At 49.6% G+C, this 22,447-nt stretch carries 19 protein-coding genes and 1 pseudogene; 18 read left to right on the top strand and 2 right to left on the bottom strand.

Features of this window, described 5'->3' with window-relative positions:
* Nucleotide 1 precedes the first annotated feature (1 nt).
* From xylB to NLX71_RS05275, 10 genes and pseudogenes are all read left to right on the top strand, one after another.
* Nucleotides 2-1,492 (top strand): xylulokinase, encoded by a 1,491-nt coding sequence (gene xylB, locus NLX71_RS05320; protein ID WP_254362453.1) that lies wholly within the window; start codon nucleotides 2-4, stop codon nucleotides 1,490-1,492.
* A gap of 169 nt (nucleotides 1,493-1,661) precedes the next feature.
* On the top strand, nucleotides 1,662-3,446 hold the full coding sequence (locus NLX71_RS05315; RefSeq protein ID WP_254362452.1) for a sensor histidine kinase: 1,785 nt from the start codon (nucleotides 1,662-1,664) through the stop codon (nucleotides 3,444-3,446).
* Nucleotides 3,443-4,513, top strand: a complete 1,071-nt coding sequence (locus tag NLX71_RS05310; RefSeq protein ID WP_254362451.1) for a response regulator transcription factor — start codon at nucleotides 3,443-3,445, stop codon at nucleotides 4,511-4,513. Before NLX71_RS05315 ends, NLX71_RS05310 begins: the two co-directional genes overlap by 4 nt.
* A gap of 108 nt (nucleotides 4,514-4,621) precedes the next feature.
* Complete coding sequence (locus NLX71_RS05305) at nucleotides 4,622-5,932, top strand: ABC transporter substrate-binding protein (protein ID WP_254362450.1); 1,311 nt, start codon at nucleotides 4,622-4,624, stop codon at nucleotides 5,930-5,932.
* 91 nt (nucleotides 5,933-6,023) lie between these two features.
* A complete protein-coding gene (locus tag NLX71_RS05300) occupies nucleotides 6,024-6,908 on the top strand; it encodes a carbohydrate ABC transporter permease (RefSeq protein WP_254362449.1) in 885 nt (294 codons plus the stop codon).
* Between the two features lie 8 nt (nucleotides 6,909-6,916).
* Nucleotides 6,917-7,729: a carbohydrate ABC transporter permease gene (locus NLX71_RS05295; RefSeq protein ID WP_254362496.1), complete on the top strand. Its 813-nt coding sequence runs from the start codon at nucleotides 6,917-6,919 to the stop codon at nucleotides 7,727-7,729.
* A 57-nt stretch (nucleotides 7,730-7,786) separates the two neighbouring features.
* A complete protein-coding gene (locus tag NLX71_RS05290; RefSeq protein WP_254362448.1) occupies nucleotides 7,787-9,121 on the top strand; it encodes a glycoside hydrolase family 30 protein in 1,335 nt (444 codons plus the stop codon).
* Nucleotides 9,122-9,151: 30 nt separating this feature from the next.
* Nucleotides 9,152-11,428 (top strand): beta-glucosidase family protein, encoded by a 2,277-nt coding sequence (locus NLX71_RS05285; RefSeq protein WP_254362447.1) that lies wholly within the window; start codon nucleotides 9,152-9,154, stop codon nucleotides 11,426-11,428.
* A gap of 324 nt (nucleotides 11,429-11,752) precedes the next feature.
* On the top strand, nucleotides 11,753-12,187 hold the full coding sequence (locus NLX71_RS05280; RefSeq protein ID WP_254362446.1) for a regulator: 435 nt from the start codon (nucleotides 11,753-11,755) through the stop codon (nucleotides 12,185-12,187).
* Nucleotides 12,188-12,559: 372 nt separating this feature from the next.
* A pseudogene (locus tag NLX71_RS05275) lies at nucleotides 12,560-12,760 on the top strand (RNA polymerase subunit sigma-70); the annotation flags it as partial.
* 439 nt (nucleotides 12,761-13,199) lie between these two features.
* Here the strand turns inward: NLX71_RS05275 and NLX71_RS05270 are convergent.
* The gene (locus NLX71_RS05270; protein ID WP_254362445.1) at nucleotides 13,200-13,430 is read right to left on the bottom strand and encodes a hypothetical protein; all 231 of its coding nucleotides are present in this window, start codon (nucleotides 13,428-13,430) and stop codon (nucleotides 13,200-13,202) included.
* A 70-nt stretch (nucleotides 13,431-13,500) separates the two neighbouring features.
* The gene (locus NLX71_RS05265; RefSeq protein ID WP_254362444.1) at nucleotides 13,501-14,265 is read right to left on the bottom strand and encodes a DUF6060 domain-containing protein; all 765 of its coding nucleotides are present in this window, start codon (nucleotides 14,263-14,265) and stop codon (nucleotides 13,501-13,503) included.
* A 535-nt stretch (nucleotides 14,266-14,800) separates the two neighbouring features.
* Here NLX71_RS05265 and NLX71_RS05260 point away from each other — a divergent pair.
* The 8 genes from NLX71_RS05260 to NLX71_RS05230 all read left to right on the top strand — a co-directional run bounded on the left by NLX71_RS05260 (nucleotide 14,801) and on the right by NLX71_RS05230 (nucleotide 22,437).
* Nucleotides 14,801-16,078 carry a helix-turn-helix domain-containing protein gene (locus tag NLX71_RS05260; protein WP_254362443.1) on the top strand — a complete coding sequence of 426 codons (1,278 nt, stop codon included), beginning with the start codon at nucleotides 14,801-14,803 and terminating at the stop codon, nucleotides 16,076-16,078.
* 1 nt (nucleotide 16,079) lies between these two features.
* Nucleotides 16,080-16,208, top strand: coding sequence for a hypothetical protein (locus NLX71_RS26510; protein ID WP_302058085.1), 129 nt, complete (start codon nucleotides 16,080-16,082; stop codon nucleotides 16,206-16,208).
* Between the two features lie 147 nt (nucleotides 16,209-16,355).
* Nucleotides 16,356-16,877 (top strand): transposase, encoded by a 522-nt coding sequence (locus NLX71_RS05255; protein WP_254362442.1) that lies wholly within the window; start codon nucleotides 16,356-16,358, stop codon nucleotides 16,875-16,877.
* A 49-nt stretch (nucleotides 16,878-16,926) separates the two neighbouring features.
* Nucleotides 16,927-17,424: a transposase gene (locus tag NLX71_RS05250; protein WP_254362441.1), complete on the top strand. Its 498-nt coding sequence runs from the start codon at nucleotides 16,927-16,929 to the stop codon at nucleotides 17,422-17,424.
* Between the two features lie 387 nt (nucleotides 17,425-17,811).
* A complete protein-coding gene (locus NLX71_RS05245) occupies nucleotides 17,812-18,810 on the top strand; it encodes an asparaginase (RefSeq protein ID WP_254362495.1) in 999 nt (332 codons plus the stop codon).
* Nucleotides 18,811-18,920: 110 nt separating this feature from the next.
* A complete protein-coding gene (locus NLX71_RS05240; RefSeq protein WP_254362440.1) occupies nucleotides 18,921-20,504 on the top strand; it encodes a glutathione ABC transporter substrate-binding protein in 1,584 nt (527 codons plus the stop codon).
* Nucleotides 20,505-20,599: 95 nt separating this feature from the next.
* Nucleotides 20,600-21,529, top strand: a complete 930-nt coding sequence (locus NLX71_RS05235; protein WP_254362439.1) for an ABC transporter permease subunit — start codon at nucleotides 20,600-20,602, stop codon at nucleotides 21,527-21,529.
* Nucleotides 21,530-21,540: 11 nt separating this feature from the next.
* Nucleotides 21,541-22,437 (top strand): ABC transporter permease subunit, encoded by an 897-nt coding sequence (locus NLX71_RS05230; RefSeq protein ID WP_254362438.1) that lies wholly within the window; start codon nucleotides 21,541-21,543, stop codon nucleotides 22,435-22,437.
* Nucleotides 22,438-22,447: the final 10 nt, after the last annotated feature.

Here is a 22,447-nt window from a genome sequence, read left to right as displayed (position 1 = left end):
CATGAAATATGTTATTGGGATTGATTTAGGCACCGGCTCCGTAAAAGCGCTTCTTGTCGATCAAGAAGGGAAGGTGCGCTGCGAGGCGTCGCGAAGCTATCCGCTGCAGCACGTGCAGCCCGGCTACAGCGAGCAGGAGCCGGAGGCATGGGTAAATCAAACCGTGGAATGTTTGCACGCGTTGGTGCAGGAGTCGGGAGTAGCGCCGAAGGATATCGAAGGGATCAGCTTCTCGGGACAAATGCATGGCCTGGTGTTGCTGGATGAGCAGGGGCAGGTGCTTCGCCCGGCGATTCTATGGAACGACACGAGAACAACGGCGCAGTGCAGAACAATCGAAAGCAAGCTTGGGCCCAGGCTGTATCAGATTACGAAAAATGCCGCCTTGGAAGGCTTTACGCTTCCAAAAATCATGTGGGTGCAGGAGCATGAACCGGAGGTATTCCGCAAAGCGGTGGTGTTCCTGCTTCCCAAAGATTATTTGCGCTACCGTCTGACAGGCAAGCTGCATATGGATATTTCCGATGCGGCGGGCACGCTGCTGCTCGATGTGATCCGGAAGCAATGGAGCCGGGAAATTTGCAACGCCTTCGGCATCGACTTGAGCCTGTGCCCGCAGCTTGCGGAATCGCTGGAGTTCATCGGCTGCTTGCTGCCGGAAATCGCGGACCGGACGGGGCTCTCGCCGGATACGAAGGTGTATGCGGGAGGAGCCGATAATGCGTGCGGCGCGGTCGGGGCCGGTATTTTAAGGAAAGGCGACGCTTTGTGCAGTATTGGAACCTCGGGGGTGATCTTGTCCTACGAGGATCAGGAGAAGGATTTCGCGGGGAACATCCACTTCTTTAACCACTCGCAGCCGGGCGGTTATTATGCGATGGGCGTCACGCTTGCGGCGGGATACAGTCTGGATTGGATTAAGAAAACGATCGCAGCCGGGGAAAGCTACGATGCTTTTTTGGCGAAGGCTTCCGAGGTGCCGGCTGGTGCGGGAGGGCTATTATTTACGCCGTATCTCGTCGGGGAGCGTACGCCTCACGCGGATTCGGTGATCAGAGGCAGCTTTATCGGGCTGGACGGCTCGCATCGGCGCGAACACTTGGTTCGGGCGGTGATGGAGGGGATTACGTTCTCCCTTCGGGAGTCGGTCGAGAGGTTGAGGGAAGCGGGAGTCGAAGTACGGACGATCGTCTCCATCGGCGGCGGGGCCAAAAATGAGGTTTGGCTGCAAATGCAGGCGGATATTTTTCAAGCTCCGGTCGTGAAGCTGGCTAATGAGCAGGGTCCCGCTTTAGGAGCGGCCATGCTTGCCGCGGTCGGCTGCGGCTGGTTTGCCAGCATCGCGGAGTGCGCAGACCGGTTCGTCGGCTATGATCGGCAGTTCGAACCGGACCCGAAGCGTGCGGCGGTGTATCAGGACTTATTCGGAATTTATCAATCGGTTTACGCAAGCACCCGGGACTTGAATCGGAGATTGCAGGCGTACCGATAACCAAAGCATCATTCAACTGCAAAAAAAGGGCGGACGAATTGGCATTCGGCCTGCCCTTTTTCAGTTTGGGGATAAATGGATCGATAAACAATTTTTATCGCTTTGCTGCCGGTGCGTACTGAATCTGCTACAATAAAGGCGAACATTGATTTTATGGGAGGCCGGCACCATGATGAAGCGACTTTTCCATCGCTTTCAGAAGAGCCTGAGGTACAAGCTAATGCTTTTGATGGTGACGATTGCGATTATGCCGTTAATCCTGGTCACCCTGTTTGCGGCGAATACGACCAAGCAATCTTTGAGCCTGGAAGTGATCCGCTCCAACGAATCCAGAATGGATTGGGCCGCCAAATATTTGGATGAAAAATTCGATCAGCTGCAAGCGGTGAGCTATTCCCTTCTGCTTGACCATAACCTGTTTCCAAACGGGAGCGGGGGATTGGACAACGGCGCGAATAGCGCGGATGCGGCGGACTCCTATATTCAAGAGAAGTTGAGATCCTTATATATCGCCAATAATAAAAATATTGTGCGGATTTCGCTTTATTTGAAGTCCAAGCACCGGTTATTCGTCGTCGATAAAGATGCGGTGAGTTCAACTGGGCAGCTTCAGGCTCCCTTCGGAAGCTGGGGGGATTTGGATCAATCGTTTGAAAGCGTTAACAGGGTAATGGATGCGGCACACAATAATTTTACCCTGGTACGCACGATGAACCGGTTTGAGAATCGGGAGGTTCTTGGCGGGATATCGCTGGATGTCCGTTGGAATATGATGAACAGCGTGCTGGACATGATCCATTCCGAACCGAACAGCCAAGTGATGATTTTGGACAATCAAGGAAATGTTATGTATAACCCTTATGCGAATTCGCAGCAGGAGGCTCTGCCCGGTGAAGTATTGAAGGAGGCTGCCGCAAATTCGGACGGGCCCGGACATATGGAGCTGAAGCAGGGGTTAATCTTTTACCAGCCCGCCGTATCGGGTCAGCTCCGGATTGTTAAGTTCATTCCGATGAATTATTTGACGAAAGGCGCTTCGTCGACGCTGAGCTTCAGTTTCTTCACCGCCGTCATATTTATTGTGCTGGCGATCATGGCCGCGATCTTGACCGCCTATTACACGACGAAACCGATCATCCGGCTGACGAAATCGATGAAAGCGGTGGAATTCCAAAACTTCGACGTCAGCGTCAGCGACATACGCAGCGATGAAATCGGCACGCTGGAGCGGCGGTTCAATTCTATGCTCCAGCGGATCAAAGAGCTGATCCAGATCGAATACAAAAGCAAGATCGAGAAGCGGACGGCGCAGCTGAAAGCGATGCAGGCGCAGATCAATCCGCATTTTCTGCAAAATGCGCTGCAAGCTATAGGCGGTATCGCCATCTCGCGGAACGTTCCCGAAATTTATGAGCATGTCCGCGCGATTAGCGATTTGTTCCGCTACACGATCCGAATGAAGTCGGACTTGGTCACGGTCGCGGATGAGCTGGAGCACGTGAGCAATTATTTGCAGATTCAAAAATTGCGCTTTCAGGACATGATCCGCATTCATCTGAATGTCGATGACGAATGCCGGTCCTGTCAGATTCCGAAGTTCTCCCTGCAGCCCATCGTCGAGAACTGTTTTGTTCACGGGCTTGAGGGGAAAATGGCGGAATGGTCCATCACGATTACGGCCCAGAAGGTGTTGGATGAAATCGAGATCAGCATTGAAGATAACGGCGTCGGCATGGAGGAAACGCGGCTGGAAGAGCTGCGCAGCCGGTTGAACGACGAATCGGAAGAGCGGGAGCTGGGCGAGAGCTTGGGCCTCGGCAATGTGCATTCCCGGATCAAGCTTATTTTCGGGGAAGAGTACGGATTGTTTATCGACAGCAGGGCAGGAGCGGGGACGACGGTCAAAGTCGTCATTCCTGCTGTTCCGCAGCATGGAGAGGAGGAAGCCGTATGAAGGCTATCGTCATTGACGACGAATTTTGGACGCGGAGCAGCATTCGGCAGCTGGCCGACTGGGCGCGTTTCGGCATCGATCGGGTCGAGGAAGCGGAGGACGGCTTGAGCGCGTTGAAAATCATCGATGAAATCAGCCCGGAAATTGTCATTACGGACATGAAGATGCGCGGGATGAACGGGGTCCAGCTTTTGCAGAAGCTGACGGAGGACTACCCATTTATCCGCAAAATTGTGATCAGCGGCTACGACGATTTTTCTTATACTAAACAGGCAATACGATCCAAAGTCGATGAATACATTTTGAAGCCGATCCACCCGGAAGAGTTGAACATGGCGCTGGAGAAGGCCGTCCGGGAATGGCGGATCGCCCGGGGGCTTCATACCGTGCAGCCGCTGGATAAACCCATGCTGAAGATCATCACGGAGTATAAACGGATCATTTCCGGCCATTTTCAGGGCATGCAGGTGGAGGCCGTTCAGGGCCGGTTCAAGGAATTGGAGCAAGTATTGAGAGCCCGGGAACCGTTCCAGCCCGGCTTTAACAATACGTTGTACAAGCAATTCCTCCTATTGCTGGAGGAACAGGCGTCCATGGCAGGAACGGATGCGACGTTTGCGATTCCGGCATGCGCCAATAACTTTTACGTTTCGGACGATACGCCTCTGCCGCAGTGGATCGAGGTGTTGTCTGCCGCGTACGCTGCCGTGCTGGAGGAATGGATTCACCGGAGAAGAAGCAAGAGCAGGATCGACATTGACGAGGTTAGACAGTATATCGACCTTTCCTTTGCGGAATCGATTACCTTGGAATCGGTCGCCGGCCGATTTTTCGTCAGCAAGGAGCATCTGTCCCGGACGTTTAAGCAGGAAACCGGCTCGACGGTTGTGGATTACATTATTTCCAAACGGATGGACAAAGCAAAGCAACTGCTGCAAAATCCGGCCAATTCCATTAAAAGCGCAGCGGAAGCTGTAGGCTATTCGGATATCACTTATTTTCACCGCCTGTTCAAAAAAGTAACCGGGATTACCCCCAATCAAGTCAGGCAGGACTCTCAAGCCTAATATCAATATCGTCCAGTCCATGACGCAAATCCGGTCCAATGCGCCCGGGGCGCACTCCCGATTATACTAAGCACGTAAGCGCCAATCAGAAAAGGGAGGATACAAGCAATGAAGAAAGCACTTACAACAGCAGCAGCTCTTCTCATGCTGGGGTCTACGGTCGCTTGTTCATCGGGCGGAGGAAGCGGCGATAACGCCGGCGGTTCAGGCGCGCAGGAGAACCAAGCCGCTGGGGCACCGAAAAAGGTCGAGCTGAAAATTTTCCTCGGGGGCCTGGACCGTTTCCGCGATCAATTCGACAAGTACTTTGCACAGTTTGTCGAGAAGGAAAAGAAAGAGACAAATATCGAAGTCTCGATTAATTCCGAGTATCCGGGGGCGGAGAATGCCACGCAAATTTTGAAAACCCGGCTCGCTACCGGGGATGTGCCGGACATCTTTTCCATCCATGCGGTGAATGAGATTCCGGATTATTACAAAGCCGGCTATTTGTCCGATTTATCCAGCCAGCCGCTAGCAAGCAAGCTAATCGACGGGATCAAGCCTATCGTCTCGATTGACAATAAAGTGGTAGCGATTCCGATGGAAAGTCTGGAATGGGGCTATCTCTACAACAAAAAAATATTCAACGATTTGGGACTGAAGCCGCCTGCCACGATCTCAGAAATGAAGGCGGTTACACAGAAGCTGAAAGACAATAACGTCAAGCCTTTTCTTCTCAGCTACAAAGAAGGCTGGATTCCGCAGCTATTCCTTTCGCTTACGATCGGCGGATTGGTCAATACGAGCCACAAAGACTTTATCGACAAGATGAACAAGGGGCAGGGCAGCTTCACGGAGATCAAGGAGATGTTCGACATCATCGACCTTGTGAACGCGAACGGAACGGACCGCGCTTTTGAAATGGGCAACGATGACGGGGCCGCCGAGTTCGCGAGCGGCAAGGCCGCGATGTGGGTGCAAGGGCCTTGGGATTCCGACAGCATCCTGAAGGTCAACGACAAGTTCGATTTCGGCGTCGCGCCGCTGCCGATCAATGACGATCCGAATACGACGATGATTAATGTATCCGTATCCACCTCCTTGGCGATGGCCTCGAACAGCAAACATAAAGAGGTATCGCTGGACTTGCTGAACTATATTTTGGACGATCAAGCGTCGAACGAGCTTTATCAAAGCCTGAAGTTCAATCCCGTCTCCAAAACCCATACCTTCAAGCCTTATCCTTGGGTGGAGGAAGCTTCGAGCTACGTGAACAAAGGGAAATCCTACAAGGACCCGTCGATTCCTTCTGCGGTTAAGGACGAAGGAGGCAAGGCGTTGCAGGCCTACTTCAGCAAGAAGATGTCCAAAGAAGACGTCATCAAGGATCTGGATAAAACCTGGAAGGACGCCAACGCGGCCGCCAATAAAAAATAAGTGTCCGCAAGAGAGCGTCGCGCCCTGTTCCTGCAGCCAACCGTTCTGCTGAGAACAGGGCGCGGCTTCCCCGAAGGAGGGATTGAACATCATGCTGAAACGCCCGTCCAAAGCAATGACTTCTCTGATTTTGTTCGTACTGCCTGCTTTTATTCTATATGTCATTTTCTTGGTTATTCCCGTGCTGCAAGGCTCTTACTACAGCTTCACGAATTGGGACGGCTTAAATAAGTCCTACAGCTTCGTCGGGCTCCAAAATTTCGTCGAAGCCATTCGCGACGATGCCAACTTCAGAACGGCGCTCTTATTTACCGCCAAGTATGTCGTATTTGCGGTCGTGCTGCAAAACGGCCTGGCGCTGCTGCTCGCTCTGCTGATCGAGTCGCAAAAAAGAGCGAAGGGATTTTTCCGAACGGTCTTTTTCATGCCCAATATGCTCAGCGTCATTATCAGTACATTTATGTGGGTGTTCGTGTTTACAAAAGTGATGCCCGCCTTGTCCGAATATGCCGCCTTAAAATTTCTCGGTCAATCCTGGCTCGGCGACCCGAACATCTCGTTCTGGAGCATCATGCTTGTTTCCGTATGGGGCGGCGTCGGCACCCTGATGATTATTTATATGTCGGCCATCCAAGGCATACCGCAGCATTTGAAGGAAGCGGCCATCATCGACGGAGCCAAGCCGTATCATATGCTTCGGTACATTACGCTGCCTTTAATCACTCATGCGCTGACGATCTGCATTTTCCTGACCTTGAACAACTCGTTCAAGGTGTATGACCTCATCTTCGCGTTGACCGGAGGAGGCCCGGCCCGGGCGACGCAGGTGATCACGATGAATATTTTGGAGGAGGCTTATCAGCGCAACTACCGGTACGGCTATGCCAGCGCCAAGGCGCTCATCCTCTTCCTGATCATTCTGGTCATTACGCTCGTTCAAGTGTCTGTGATGAAGAAACGGGAGGTGGAAGCGTGACCAGGCGCATGTATTCCGTTTTATCGCTCGTCGTGCTGTCCTTGCTGGCGGTCTACTTCCTGTTCCCGATCTATATGGCGATCATCAATTCCTTGAAATCTCCGGGCGATATGTACCGTTCCGTCTTAAGCTTCCCCACTAGTCCGCAATTTGACAACTACGTTCAGGCGTTCAAGAAAGCGAACATGCTCAGAAGCGCCTGGAATACCGTCGTGGTCACGGTGACGGGAATTGCGGGGATCGTCTTTTTCAGCTCCTTGGCCGGATATAAGCTTTCCCGGACGCGGGGCAGACTAAGCAATTTTATATTTATGCTGTTTGTCGCTTCGATGCTGATTCCTTTCCAGACGATCATGGTCACCTTGACCAAAATGGCCAAAGGGCTGGGGCTGCAAGGTTCGCCGCTGGGGCTGGGTATTGTTTGTGCGGGACTGGGCATCAATTTGGCTATCTTTTTGTACCACGGATTTGTGAAAGGCATTCCGCGCGAGTTGGACGAATCGGCTCAAATCGACGGCTGCGGCGAGTTCAGGACGTACTTTACGATCATTTTTCCGCTGCTGATGCCGATTACCTTTACGATTGTGATCTTAAACATGCTTTGGCTGTGGAACGACTTCCTGCTTCCGGTGCTGCTGCTTACCGATTTCCGCAATTATACGCTCGTTTTGACGATCAATATGTTTTTCGGCAAGTATAGCAGGGAATGGGGCTTGATTCTGGCTTCCTTGATTGTATCTTCGATCCCGATCGTCGTCTTTTTTGCCATTTTCCAGCGCTGGATCATTCAAGGGATTACGGACGGCGCGGTAAAAGGGTAACGGGATAAGAAAAGGGTAACGGGTTAAACAATTTGGAGAAACATAGGAGGGTTTACTATGGGCAATCGCGATATTCGCTGGATTTCAAGCACGAAAGACGCTAGCTGGACAGAAAAACCGGTCTCCGGCCAAGCCGGAGGCGACGCCAACCTCACGATTACCGGCGAAGCTTTTCAATCGGTAGAGGGCTTTGGAGGCTGCTTTAACGAATTGGGCTTTACGGCGTTGAGCCACTTGACGTCCGAAGAACGGGGGCGTGTGCTTCACTCCTTATTTCACCCCGAAGGAGAGCTGAAGCTTGGCATCTGCCGGCTGCCGATCGGCGCCAGCGATTATGCGCTCGAATGGTACAGTCTGAACGAGACGGACGGAGATTTGGCGATGGAGCATTTCTCTATCGAGCGGGATCGTCAGTATTTGATTCCCTATATCAAAGAAGCGTTAACGTATAATCCGGAGTTGAAATTTTTTGCCTCCCCGTGGAGTCCGCCAACTTGGATGAAGTTTCCGAAAGCCTACAATTATGGAACGCTGCGTTGGGAAAAGGATATTTTGCAGGCCTATGCGCTTTATTTCGTTAAGTTTGTGGAAGCGTATCGTCAGGAAGGCATTACGATTCACCAGATACATGTGCAAAATGAAGTGGTCGCCGACCAAAAATTCCCGTCGTGCGTTTGGACGGGAGAGCAGCTTCGCGAGTTCATCCGCGACTACTTAGGGCCGGCTTTCGAGGAGCACGGGCTGGATACGGAAATTTGGCTGGGAACGATCAATGCGCCGGAGCCGTGGCAGGAAATGCTGCACAAATCGACTTCGGATTACGATGCTTATGCCAATACCGTGTTAAGTGATCCGGAAGCTTACAAATATATTCAAGGCGTCGGTTACCAATGGGCGGGCAAGTATGCGATTCAACGAACCGTGCAGAACTATCCGGAGCTCCGCTACATGCAGACGGAAAACGAATGCGGAGACGGCCTGAATACGTGGGATTACGCAAAATATGTCTTTAATTTATATCAGCATTATTTCACGAACGGCGTAAACAGCTATATTTATTGGAACATGGTGCTGGAGCCGAAAGGGCGAAGCACGTGGGGCTGGGAACAAAATTCGATGATCACGGCAGACCCTGCCGCCAAGCGGGCCGTGTACAATCCCGAGTTTTTTGTGATGAAGCATTTCTCGCATTTCGTTGCTCCGGGTTCGTCGCGGATCGGGTTGAAAGGTCCATGGGCCGGAAACGCACTTGCCTTTGCAGCGCCGAACGGACAAAAAGCGGTAATCGTGGCCAATCCGTTCACCGAGCCGCGGGTTCTCCGTCTAAGTGACGGAACGCGCACGCAAGCTTTTGAGCTTGAACCGGAATCGTTCAACACGATTATCATATAACATCGGTTTCGACGTAAGGGGAGGATGCTAATGCAGAGGGATATACGGCAGCTTATCTCGCAAATGACCGTAGAGGAGAAAGCCGGGCTGTGCTCCGGCTTGAACTTCTGGCAAACGAAGCCGGTCGAACGGCTGGGGATTCCGTCGATCATGCTTACGGACGGGCCTCACGGACTCCGGAAGCAGCGGGGAGGTCTGGACCACCTCGGCTTTGCCGACAGTGTGCCGGCGACTTGCTTTCCTTCGGCGGCAGGCTTGGCCTGCTCGTGGGACCGCAAGCTGATGGAGCAAGTCGGTATCGCATTGGGCGAAGAATGTCAGGCTGAGGACGTTGCGATCCTACTGGGGCCAGCGGCCAACATCAAGCGTTCGCCGCTTTGCGGCAGAAATTTTGAATATTTCTCGGAAGATCCTTATTTGTCGTCGGAAATGGCGGCCTACCATATCAAGGGCGTCCAAAGTCAAGGTGTAGGAACCTCGCTTAAGCACTTTGCCGTGAATAACCAGGAGCATCGAAGAATGACCGTGGGTGCGGTTGTGGACGAACGGACCTTGCGGGAAATTTATTTGGCAAGCTTCGAAGGGGCGGTCAAGCAAGCTCAGCCTTGGACCGTGATGTGCGCCTACAATAAGGTAAATGGCGAGTATTGCTCGGAGCATGAGGACTTGCTGACTCGTATTTTGAAGGAAGAATGGGGACATGAAGGATTTGTCGTATCCGACTGGGGGGCCGTGAACGACCGGGCGAAGGGATTGGCTGCCGGGTTGGAGCTGGAAATGCCGTCGAGCAACGGCCTCGGCGACCGGAAAATCGTAGACGCGGTGAAGAGCGGCAAGCTGTCCGAGGAAGCTCTGGACAAGGCTGTGGAACGAATATTGCGCGTCGTTTTCCAAGCGGTCGACCGGAAAAAGGAACACGCTTCGTTCGATGCGGAGGCTCACCATGGACTGGCCAGAACTGTCGCGCGCGAAAGCATGGTGCTGTTAAAAAATGAAGACGGCATTCTGCCCCTGAAAAAGAAAGGGACGATTGCCGTGATCGGGGCGTTGGCGAAACATCCGAGGTATCAAGGCGGCGGAAGCTCGCACATCAACCCGACCCGATTGGACGATATTTATGAAGAAATGCGCCGAGCGGCAGGAAGCGAAGCCGCCATCGTATACGCCGAAGGCTACCTGTTGGAAAGCGACGACATCGACGATCGCTTGCTTCAGGAAGCGAAGCTGGCTGCGGCGCAAGCGGAGGCTGCGGTTATTTTCGCAGGCCTGCCGGAACGATACGAATCCGAAGCGTATGACCGGCAGCATTTGCGGATTCCCGATAATCACCGGAAGCTGATCGAGGCCGTCGCGGAAGTGCAAAGCAATGTGGTCGTTGTTTTAAGCAACGGCGCTCCGGTCGAGATGCCTTGGATCGATCGCGTGAAGGGCGTGCTGGAAGGCTATTTGGGCGGTCAAGCGATTGGCGGCGCGATTGCCGATTTGCTGTTCGGGGATGCGAATCCGTGCGGCAAGCTGGCCGAAACGTTCCCGAAACAACTAAGCCATAATCCTTCCCATTTGAATTTCCCGGGCGAAGGGGACAAGGTGGAGTACAAGGAAGGCTTGTTTGTCGGTTACCGCTATTATGATGCGAAGCAGATCGAGCCTTTGTTTCCGTTCGGGCATGGCTTGAGCTATACGACATTCGAATACACCGGCCTAATCGTCGACAAGCGGGAAATCCGGGATACCGAGACGGTCCGCATCGGCGTTCGCGTCCGAAATACGGGCGAACTCCCCGGAAAAGAGATCGTCCAGCTGTATGTGAGAGATGTTGAAGCAAGCGTGATCCGGCCGGAAAAAGAGCTTAAAGGCTTCGAAAAGGTCGAGCTGGCGCCCGGGGAGGAAAAGACCGTCGAGTTTGTATTGGACAAGCGCGCATTTGCTTACTATAACCCCGAGATGCAGGACTGGCATGTGGAGAGCGGCGATTTTGAAATCTTGATCGGGAAATCGTCGGCTGAGCTTGTGCTTCAAGGGACGATTCGCGTACAATCGAGCGTCAGACTAAAGAAAACCGCTACCCGAAACTCGCTCGTAGGCGATTTGCTGGACGATCCGCAGCTATCGCCGATCTTTCGCGAGATGCTTCGGAAGTACAGCGAGAACAAAGTGATGAGTGCGCTGGAAGAGGACGGTTCGGATATGATGCTGGAGTTTGTCAGGAATATGCCGCTGCGCGTGCTCGCCGCTTTTAGCCAGGGCGCCGTCACGGAAGAGATGCTGGAAGCGGATCTTCAGCGGTTAAATGAAATAGGCGAATAGATGAAGCGAAAGCGGAGAAGAAGGGAGAAATCCTTTCTTCTTTTTTTATGTGCTTGAAGCGGAAAAGCATGAGCTTAGGAAGGCTCAGTTAGTATTGCTTTTGATTAAGAAAAAAACCTCATGGAGTTAATCCGCGAGGGGGAATGAATATAATTTTCAGAGTTTTGGAACTCAATGCAATACCATTTTTCCTGTTTCTACCAAACGGAATACTTTACAGAACTATAACTTCTAAAATCACCATCTCCTACCCTCAAGGAATTCGACAATATGGGGGAAGATCTGAAAACTTTTTGATAGCTAAAAGTTCAATAGGCGGGTCGCATGGAATTAAAACTTGGAAGAACAGGATTGGCAATCCCCATGGAGGTTAGGTGTGTTTTGAATTTACATCCCAGTGTCAGGACAAAGTATTATTTTGACGACAAGAAAAAGGCAATCCTGGTTTATAAATATCCAGCAGAAGAATGCTTGTTTTGTTCGGGTAAGCAACAAATCATTTGCTTCAAACGATTTTATATTTGTACGTCATGTATTCAAAGCCTTCCTTTGCTTCGAGTTTTCTTGGAGCGGATAGAACGCGAACGAGCTAATAAGGTAAAAACGAAAACACTTACTGCAAAAAGGAAAGAAGCATTGGATCGTCTGCATCAAGCGATGAAGGAAAATCCAGAAACTTCACAAAAGAAACTAGCCGAAATTTTAGGATTTTTACATGCATGGGTCAGTAAGTTGACTAGGAATATTATAGATTCATAAAGTGCGAACTCTATGCACTTTGAGGTAAAGCCTGGTAAATATGCGAACCTGACAACGAGCGTGGAAGAGGCCGCGAACCATTTTGCCGTGGGTGCAGCCCTTCATCATCACTCGTTTTTTCTTTGTTCAGTTCATCCTTTATGTCCTGCCTTTCCATTAAATGCGTAATATTAACCATACCATGCTTTTAGAGCGTTGACGATCCAGACCTCTTCAAAATAGACCTTGACCCCCTACGTCGTAGTCCAAGTTCACCAGGTGTAAATTTTGTGTACAGGCACTTCCGGGCTTTCGCCCACATACACTAATACTAATCTTTGCGCGAAAACTTCCGAGACCGTTGATTGGCAAACACCTTAGGGGGTGGCTGGAATGCCCGGATTATTCAGTGCCGTAGCTTTATTTATTAAACAGCTTACTTTACTCGTTTCCTATGTAAAAAACAACGCGTTTCCCCAGCCTTTGGCGGAGGATGAAGAAGACAAACATTTGAAGCTAATGGCCCAAGGCAATCAACACTCGCGCAATGTGCTCATCGAGCATAACCTTCGGCTTGTCGCGCACATCGTCAAGATGATATGAACAAAGTCAAACGTCATAATTACTTCCTTCAGTTCAGAGCCAAAGTTAAACGAATCAGCAAAAGCCGTACAAAAACCTTTGTGGACGAACCGGAAGTATTCTTGACATAATTCAGAGGCCAAAGGGCCTCTTTTTTTGTTTGGCTTAAACATTTACTTAGGTTAACAACGACAAACTGTGTTTCGCTTTTTTGATCATTGATTTTGTAGCTTACAGGGAATAGCAAGCTTTGATGCTATTTGCAGCGCCGACAAAGATCGGCCCTTGCCGCAATAATGCGAACAAGAGCCGTTTTTTTGCATTGTTCCACGAAATCAAAATCGCCGCTCAAGGCTAAAAATCAAGGTAGAAGCATAGGCACGTAGGTTTTCGAGCTTGCGGCCAGCCAGCAGGTTCTAGCAAAGTTCAGGAAAACACATGATATGGACATCTACTTTTTTTTCTTTATTGACGCTAAACATATTCCAACTGCAACAAATATAATTCCAGCAAAAAAAGTGAAGTTTGTAATGTCCCATAAATATGGAGGTGTTAGTCCTATAACGGAATCAAGTTGAGTTGTGCGATCGCTTACAGCGACAAAGATAAGGATTTTTTCCAAACCTGCTAAAGCTATGAAGAGTAATCCAACAAAACAAAGCATTAATCCAAATAAATACATTATTCTCGTCCCTTTAAAAAATTGAGTTTACACCATAAAGATGCAAGCTCAATTTTTGGCCTTAATTTAATTAATATTTCACTACGGAATAAACTCCATCAGCAAGTCCGTTTGAGAGTACTTTTGGGGATTGGGCAAATTTCATTTTACTCTTACCAAGATAATGGTAACCTGACTGATCGGAATAAGCATAGTGTATATAACCTCTTGTATGATTAAAATAAGGTGCAAAAGTAACATACCCTCGTTGACCAAGTGGAATTTGATATGTCACTCCAACTTGAGATTGGGATGTCTCTTGCCATGTAAATCCTGCATTTACTCTAATATAATTTTTATCTCCTGCGTCAACACCTGTCGAAAATGATTCAGAAGATTGAACAGAATCCGTAACTTGTACTGGGCATGGTGCAGGTTGCCAAGAAGGGCAATCTACGCTAGGGGAAACTTTTTGAGGAGTTGCCGTAGCTGCCCAAGTCAAGTCTTTTTCATAATAGTTCATATTGATGTAGTTTAAAGCATTTATTTTCTCCACTTGCTGATTTGTCTTTTGATTTTCGCTAGGTGCAAGCGTGATCGCATTTTGTGTATTTAATTTGTTAGAACCCTCGATAATACTCTTATATTCAGAAAGGCTGATTTCCTTCCCATCAGCAGTCCATGCCTTAACAACGTATGCTTTATTAGCGTGGTCATATAAAGCAGGTTCGCCATCCTTTGTTGTGAATGAATATAGTTCGTCATTAGTTGCTGCCAACAAATTTTGGGCATTTGGACCAAAAGTCAACGAAAGCATAAAAATGAACAGGAAAAATAATGCTACCAATCTTTTCAATAAAAACACTCCTTTGTCATAATTTAACACTTGTGTTTCATACTTTCATATTTAATACATTATAAAAGGGGCTATTGTCCCATTTTATTTGCCCTGTAAAAAAACAATCGCTCACGTAAAAGCTTCTCAATTTGCTCTCCGCTGTAACCAAGCCCGGCCAAACTTCGGGCGGCAAACCCGGATCTAAACGCTGGCTGGCTAAGCTTCACCACCTCCTTGTCGCAAAACGAGCTTTTTTCCACTTATTGTTTGAACAATTCGTCGCGACCTCATCGTTCAAACATAATTTATCATAATATCATAAATTATGGGATAGGAATAAATATCTATTTTTATTTTAGCAATTACTTGAAAACTATCTGAGTAATTACAGTGATTACCAAATAATCACTTATACTATGTCGAAATTTATCGAATCGTTGTATTTAGTAAAAAATTAGGTTAATATCATAAAAAATAAATTAATTGTAAAACAAAAATACCCCTGATATAATAAACCAATGTACAATATTGAACAAAAGGAAGGTTATGTATTATGGTGGATATTAAGCATCGGAATAACACCATCGCAGATTTCATCTTCCAACTTAGAAAAGAGAAAAACTTGACATACGCGAATCTTGAGGAGCTTACTGGACTTAGAAGAGGAGTCCTTCATAAAATTCAAACTGGAGAGACGAAACATCCAGAATTTAAAACAGTGAAGGCAATTGCCCCGGTACTACTCGTTCCATATAAAAAAGTCATTGAATGTTACATTGAACATGAAAACCGAGTCGATACTTTGTTAGAAATTCTAACTGAAGTTATTACCTGTGAGGAAACCGTTGACCTTGCGCCCAAGGTAGCCTTACGTTTACTTGAATCTCCAAATAATGAGACGGAAGATTCTTTAGAACGATTGTTTAATTTTACACAAGAAATGAAGGGTGCTTCCCTGAAAGTAGCGCTATTTGATGTTATTATTCAATATTCAAGATGGCACGGCACGATACCATACTTAGCGAAAGGGTTATTACAAAAGTATTTAATAGAAAGACTTGATTTTAGACGTTTGGAACAAACATATCAAGAAGGGCAAGAGGTATTACATTACACAGATTTCTTGTCAGATGCAGAAAAAATAATCACATATTTTAGAATGGGCCTTCATTCGTATGCTCTCAAAAAAAATGAGGAATGTATTCAACTTTGTTTGGCTGGTATTGAACATGAGAAATATGATACGGAGCTAAAAGCAAGAGCATACCTTGCAATGATCTATGCTTATTCAAGATTAGGAAATTTTGATAAAGTTGAACAATTTCTTTCCACTTTTGAAAAACTCCAATATGATTTTGTTGAGGAAAATGTTAAAATCCTTCGCGTTATGGTGAAAGTAAGAAAAAAAGATTATCAAACTGCCGTTCCAATGCTTCAGAGTTATATGGAGGAACTAAGCCAAAACAACAAAATTTTTATGGCTGAAGAACTTCTTGATATTTACTGTAAAAGAGGTAATATGAAATTGGTGGAACAATTGTTGGAAAAAGAGGCGCAATTCTTACCTGAAAATCTAAATTCGCCTACAACATGTTCATCAGTTGGAAGATACTTCAAACAAAAGGGGGTTTACAAACTTAGCATAGGGTTAGTGGATGAAGGGGTAGAATGTTTCGCTAAATGTTTAAGATTATTCACGGACATAAATCATCTTAAGGAAAAATATGAATGTGTCAGTGACTTTTTTTTTCATTACGCAAAACGTTCTAGACCTTTAGAGGCGCAGCATATCATTATGTTAAAAGAAGCATGTGCAACAGGAGGTGAATGATATGAAAAAAATGGTGTTAATGGTGATGTTATCGTTATTAATATTTGGACCTATTCATAATTTCCCTGTTTATATTGATTACTCAAAAGGAATTATTGTTCAAAATGCGGAAGGAGATCCCGGAATGTAATTTGGGATTAAATTTATGATAAAACCTAAATATCAATAAATGAAACAAGTATCGATGCAGATGCTTGTTTTTTTTGTTGTTTAGGAAATTATGCGTTGCGTAAAATTGTGGATAAGTCCGATAATAGGAAGCGGGAGGTTGATGAACATGGAGAAGCAAGAAACGTGGAAAAAACGTGGGGTAGTAAAGCAAATCCTCAAAGATCACTTTCATGGTTTTTGGGAACTGCATGAGAATCAATTTCCCAAAGAGTTACGTGGGGCAATTCAAGAAGCGGTTAACAAAGCGATACGGTGCGGAAAGAAATACACGGATGAGTGGGCCGAGAAGCAAGAGGAGCGGATTTTGAACGTACCGCATCGGCATACGGTCTTTACGGTGCCGAAAGAACTGCGGAAATACTTCTTCGAGGAGCGGCAGAAGTTGAATGAGCTGAGCAAAGAAGTAGCGAGAGTTATCCAGTATTACTACCGTCGGAAAAATAAAGCGAAGCAATATGAGGTTGGGGTGATCACGGTCATTCATACGTTCGGCCGGGATTTAAAATTTAATCCGCACATCCATGCATTGGTTACCGAGGGGGCGTTAGATAATGCGAAGCAATGGAAATCGGTAGAGTACATCTCGTTTACCTACTTGCGTAAATCATGGCTTCTATGTGAATGCTGAACAACGGATGAAGGATGCTCGAGGAGCGGCCAAATACATCGGGAGGTAATTGGCTCGTCCAGCCATAGCGGAATACCGGATTGTCAAGTATGACTATCACAAGGTTCATTACTGGTACGAAGATCATCAAACAGGAAAAAGGGTAGACGTCGTTGCGCCAGTGATGAGGTTTATTTATGATCTGGTGCAGCATATTCCACCGAAGCATTTTCGTATGGTAGGTCGTTATGGATTGTACAGCCGCAGCAAAAATAAAGAATCGCAGATAATCATCAACTTATGGCGGTATATGGTTCATAAACAGATCGAGATGACCTTTCCCAAAGCGGAGAAGAAGAAAAAGACATACCGGGAGCGAATGATGGAGACCTATCACCGTGATCCGATCCAATGCAAACATGCCATGTTGCTTGTGGTTATTTGGCATGCGGATTACGGTCGAATTTATTATTATGATGAGGAGCGCGAGCGAGCATTTGATAAGAAATGGGGAGTAAAGGCGTATGAGCGAAAAAAGAAAAAAAGCAAAAAAAGAAATGCAGGATAGCGTAGGTACAGACAGACCGGAAATTGATTCCTCATTCTTCGATGATGACCCGTTAGGGTGAGTTTGTTCCATACGAAGGGCAAAAACGACAAGAGAAGAAATTAATACCGTCACTGGAATAAATAAATCGTACATTCTTCGAATTGATCCCGGAAACTGCTGTTTATCTTCACATATTATTCAAATATTTATTGACAAGCAAAAAAAACGGCTGTTATTATTAACATCAGTGGTGAAAATAAACGAAATGAACTTGTTCGAGGAATCATTTCACGTGGTTCCGGACCGGACGAACCCGACTTGAAAGCGTTAGCAATCGGGATGCCCGGACCGTTAACCGCAGCGGAACATCTTGAACTTCACATGCCGAAAGGATATGAGTTACTTATGGGCTTCGAACGATTGGTGGAAGAATACCGCGGAGGCGTGCTGGAGAATGTACATATGGGCCTCGTCTGCGGAATGGACGAGAACGGACGGATTGTGTATTCCGTCGGCGACGAACAGCATATGACGTTTTTGCGTTCGGCGGCGAAGCCGTTTCAGGCGATCCCGGTCATGAAGAACGGCATCGACGACAAATTCAAGCTGAGCCCGAAGGAAGCGGCTTTGTTCGCCGCCTCGCACCGGGGAGAAAAGTATCATATCGAGGCGCTCGAATCGATTTTGGAGAAAACCGGGCTGAAGGAAGAAGACATCCTGTGCTGTCCGACTTACCCGCTCAACGAAGCGCCGCGTGCGGCCTGCAACTGGGAGCATCTGGAGAAGCGCAGGCTGTACCATAACTGCTCCGGCAAGCATTCCGGTTATCTCGCGCTGTCCAAGGATCTTGGCTACGACCTCGAAACCTACTGGAGCATCGACCACCCGGCACAGCAGCTCAGCCTGGAAGCGATGGCCGAAATGGCCGACTACCCGAAGGAAGACATCCGCATCGGGGTGGACGGCTGCGGCTTTCCGGTTTATGCGATGCCGCTCCAAAACATCGCTCGCGCGTACCTGAAGCTGGCCTGCCCGGATCTGATCGAGGATGCCGGTACGAGAGCGGCGGCTACGAAAATCGCCGGCTATATGAACGCGAACCCGGAGATGATCGCGAGCCACGACTTTATCTGCACCGCGCTGCTGACCGATCAGAACATTGTCGCCAAGGGCGGCGCCAAAGGAGTGTACGGCTTCGGGCTCAAAAAGGAGCGCATGAGCTTCGCCTTAAAAGTGCTGGACGGCTCTGAGCTCGTGTGGCCGATTATCGTCGCTTCGATTCTGGAGCAGATCGGTTACGATAACCGCGATACGATCGACCGGCTGTATGCGCTGGCTCCGAAGGAGATCAAAAACGATAACCATATTGTCGTAGGCGAGAGAAAAACCGTATTCCGTTTCTAAGCGGGCGCATCACCGGCCCAAGGGTAACGATCTTCCTCTTATGGACGAATGGGTTCGTTCGTCCCGCAGGAAGATTTAGCATAAATCAATAAACAACGGGGGGATTTTCCATGAAAAAACGTTTCGCAACTTTTACGGCATTGGTGCTCGCAGGCGCGATGTTTGCAGGCTGCAGCGGCGGCGCAGGCAAGTCGCAGCCGCAAGGCGCGGCCGAACAGCCGACGGCCAAGAAGGAAGGCAACGGCATCACGATTGCGGTCAACGCCAACTTCGTGACGCTGGACCCGCATAACGCGGCCGATACGCTGTCCATTTCCGGCTACCGCACGATGTATCAAGGTCTGCTCGGCTTCGATCAGGATATGAAGGTCGTGCCTGTGCTGGCCGAATCTTACGAAGTGAGCCCGGACGCGAAAGTATACACCTTCAAGCTGAAAGAGAACATCAAATTCCACGACGGTACGCCGTTCAACGCCGAAGCGGTCAAAATTAACCTTGATCGGGTGAAAAACAAGGATAACAACTTGAAAATGGCCCGTAGCTTCGCCACCGTGGAGAAAACCGAAGTCGTCGACGCCAAAACGGTAAAAATCACGCTGTCCCAGCCGTATTCCGCGATACTGAACAAGCTGGCCATGCTGATGATCATCAGCCCGCAGGCGCTGGAGAAGCACGGCAAAGATATCGGCCAGCACCCGGTAGGCACGGGCCCGTTCAAGTATAAGGAATGGGTACAGGGCGACCGGATGACGATCGAGAAAAACGCCGATTATTGGGAAAAAGGACTGCCGAAGGTAGATACCGTCACCTTCAAGCCGGTGCCGGAGAACGGTTCCCGCGTCGCCATGCTGAAAACGGGCGAAGCCGATTTCGTCTATCCGCTGCCGACCGAGCAGGTGGAGCAGGTGAACGGCAAGAACGGCATCGCGGTGGACAAAACGCCTTCGACGATTGCGCGCTACATCACGATGAACATGACGAAGAAACCGTTCGACGACATCCGCGTCCGTCAGGCGATCAACTTCGCCATCAACAAAGACGCCTATATCAAAGTCGTCAAATCGGGCTTTGCCGAAAAGCTGGACTCGACGATGTCGTCCAAAACGCAATTCTATGCGAAGCAAACGCCGTATGACGGCAACGTGGAGAAAGCGAAAGCGCTCCTGAAGGAAGCCGGTCTGGAAAACGGGTTCAAAGCCGAAATCTGGGGCAGCTCCGACTCGGAGACGGTCAAAGGTATGCAGTTCGTGCAGCAGCAGCTGGCAGCCGTAGGCATCACGCTCGACGTGAAGCAGATGGAAGAAGGCACGCTGTCCAACGAGATCAACTCGGCCAAAACGCCGCAGGAATCCAAGGTGCAAATGTGGTACGTCAGCTGGTCCCCGTCCTCGGCCGACGCCGACGCGGCGACGCGCCCGCTTTTCGCAAGTGAAATGTTCCCTCCGAACGGAGCGAACACCGCTTACTACAAAAACGACAAAGTGGACGAACTGATTGCTAAGGCGAACAAGCTGTCGAACGCCGACGAGCAAAAAGCCGTTTACGCCGACATTCAAGCGCAAATCTACAAAGACGCTCCGTGGGTCTTCCTTGCCGCCGACCAGATCGTATCCGGCAAGAAAAACTACCTCGAAGGCGTGAAAGTATATCCGGACGGCTCGATCAACGTCCGCGAAGCCGAAATCAAGAAGTAAGTCCTGACCTGATGCTGTGTTGACCCGCCCTCCGGTGCGGTGCTCACCACAGCATCTCGCCTAATGGCAGGTTTTCAGAGGAGGAGTGTAAAAGCTTGGCTCAGTATGTGCTTAAACGATTGGTTGCCGTCATTCCGATTCTTTTTATCGTTTCCATCTTGATCTTTCTGTTCATCCATTTGATTCCCGGCGATCCGGCGCGGCTCGTCGCGGGCAAGGAAGCCACGCTCGAAGACATCAGCCGCATTCAGGCCGAGCTCGGCCTCGACAAGCCGCTCTGGGAGCAATATTTCATCTATATGTCGCATCTGCTTCAGGGCGATCTGGGCCGTTCGCTCAAAACCGGCTTGCCGGTGACGGAAATGCTCGCCTCGCGCATGATGCCGACGATTTGGCTGACGATTTTCAGCATGGGCTGGGCGCTTCTGTTCGGGATCGTAATCGGCGTCATCTCGGCGACGAAGCGCAACCGCTGGCCGGACTACTTGAGCATGCTGACCGCGGTCTCGGGCATTTCGGTGCCGCCGTTCTGGCTCGGGCTGCTGCTTATTCAGCTGTTCTCCGTGCAGCTCGGCTGGCTGCCGACCGGAGGCGTCGATTCGTGGCAGGGCTACGTGCTTCCGTCGATTACGCTCGGAGCGGGCATTATGTCAATGCTGGCGCGCTTCTCCCGGGCTTCGCTGCTGGAGTCGCTGAAGCAGGATTATATCCGGACCGGCCGGGCCAAAGGCTTGAACGAGTCCGCGGTCGTCTGGGGGCATGCGATGAAAAACTCGATGATCTCCGTCATTACTGTGGCCGGGCTTCAGTTCGGCTTTCTGCTTGGCGGCTCGGTCATTGTCGAGACGGTATTCAGTATCCCCGGGCTTGGGCGGCTGCTGATCGATTCGATCGCCTTCCGCGATTATACAGTCATTCAAGCGGAGCTGCTGCTGTTCGCCGTCGAATTCATTCTGGTCAACTTGCTCGTTGACGTCCTGTATGGCGTGCTCAATCCTAAAATTCGCCTGTCGGGCCAGAACTGAGGAGGACCACCATGAGTCAAAACATCGTCATCGACCATTCTGCGGACACGGCCGTTCCTTTAACGAAAAGCAGTCCGCTCCGCGATTTTTGGATCAAAATGAAAAAGCAAAAGCTCGCGTTCGCCGCAGGCTTGTTTATCGTATTGCTCGTCGTCGTCGCGATCATCGGTCCCGCGCTTACGCCTTACGATCCGTCCGCGCCGGATTACGACAACATTTTGTCCGGTCCGTCGGCGAAGCATTTGGCCGGTACGGATGAGTACGGCCGCGATATTTTCAGCCGCATTCTCGTCGGCACCCGGCTGTCGCTGTCCGTCGGCCTCAGCGCCGTGCTGATCGGCGCGGTCATCGGCACGCTGCTCGGGCTGATCAGCGGCTATTACGGCGGCTGGCTTGACCGGCTGATCATGCGAGGCAGCGACGTCATGTTCTCGTTCCCCGATCTGCTGCTCGCGATCGGGATCGTCGCGATTCTCGGGCCGGGGCTGATGAACGTCGTCGTCGCCGTTGCGATCTTCGGCATTCCGTCGTTCGCGAGGCTGATCCGCAGCGCCACTCTGGAAACGAAGGAATCGCTGTATGTGGAAGCCGCCCGCTCCATCGGGGCCAACAATGCGCGGATTATTGCCCGTCATATTTTTCCCGAAACCGTTCCGAGTCTGATCGTTTATTTCACGATGCGGATCGGGACGACGATTTTGGCCGCATCGGGCCTGAGCTTTCTCGGCCTTGGGGCGAAGCCTTCGGACCCGGACTGGGGGGCCATGCTGAGCATGGGCCGCGATTACCTCAGCATCGCGCCGCATGTCGTTTATTTTCCGGGAGCCGCCATTTTCCTGACGGTTCTCGCGTTCAATATACTGGGAGACGGTTTGAGAGACGCGCTCGATCCGAAGATCAAGAATTAGAACAGGAGTA

The sequence above is a fragment of the Paenibacillus sp. MZ04-78.2 genome (assembly GCF_024213375.1).
GTDB lineage: Bacteria > Bacillota > Bacilli > Paenibacillales > NBRC-103111 > Paenibacillus_G.
This window is presented reverse-complemented; position numbering and strand designations above follow the sequence as displayed.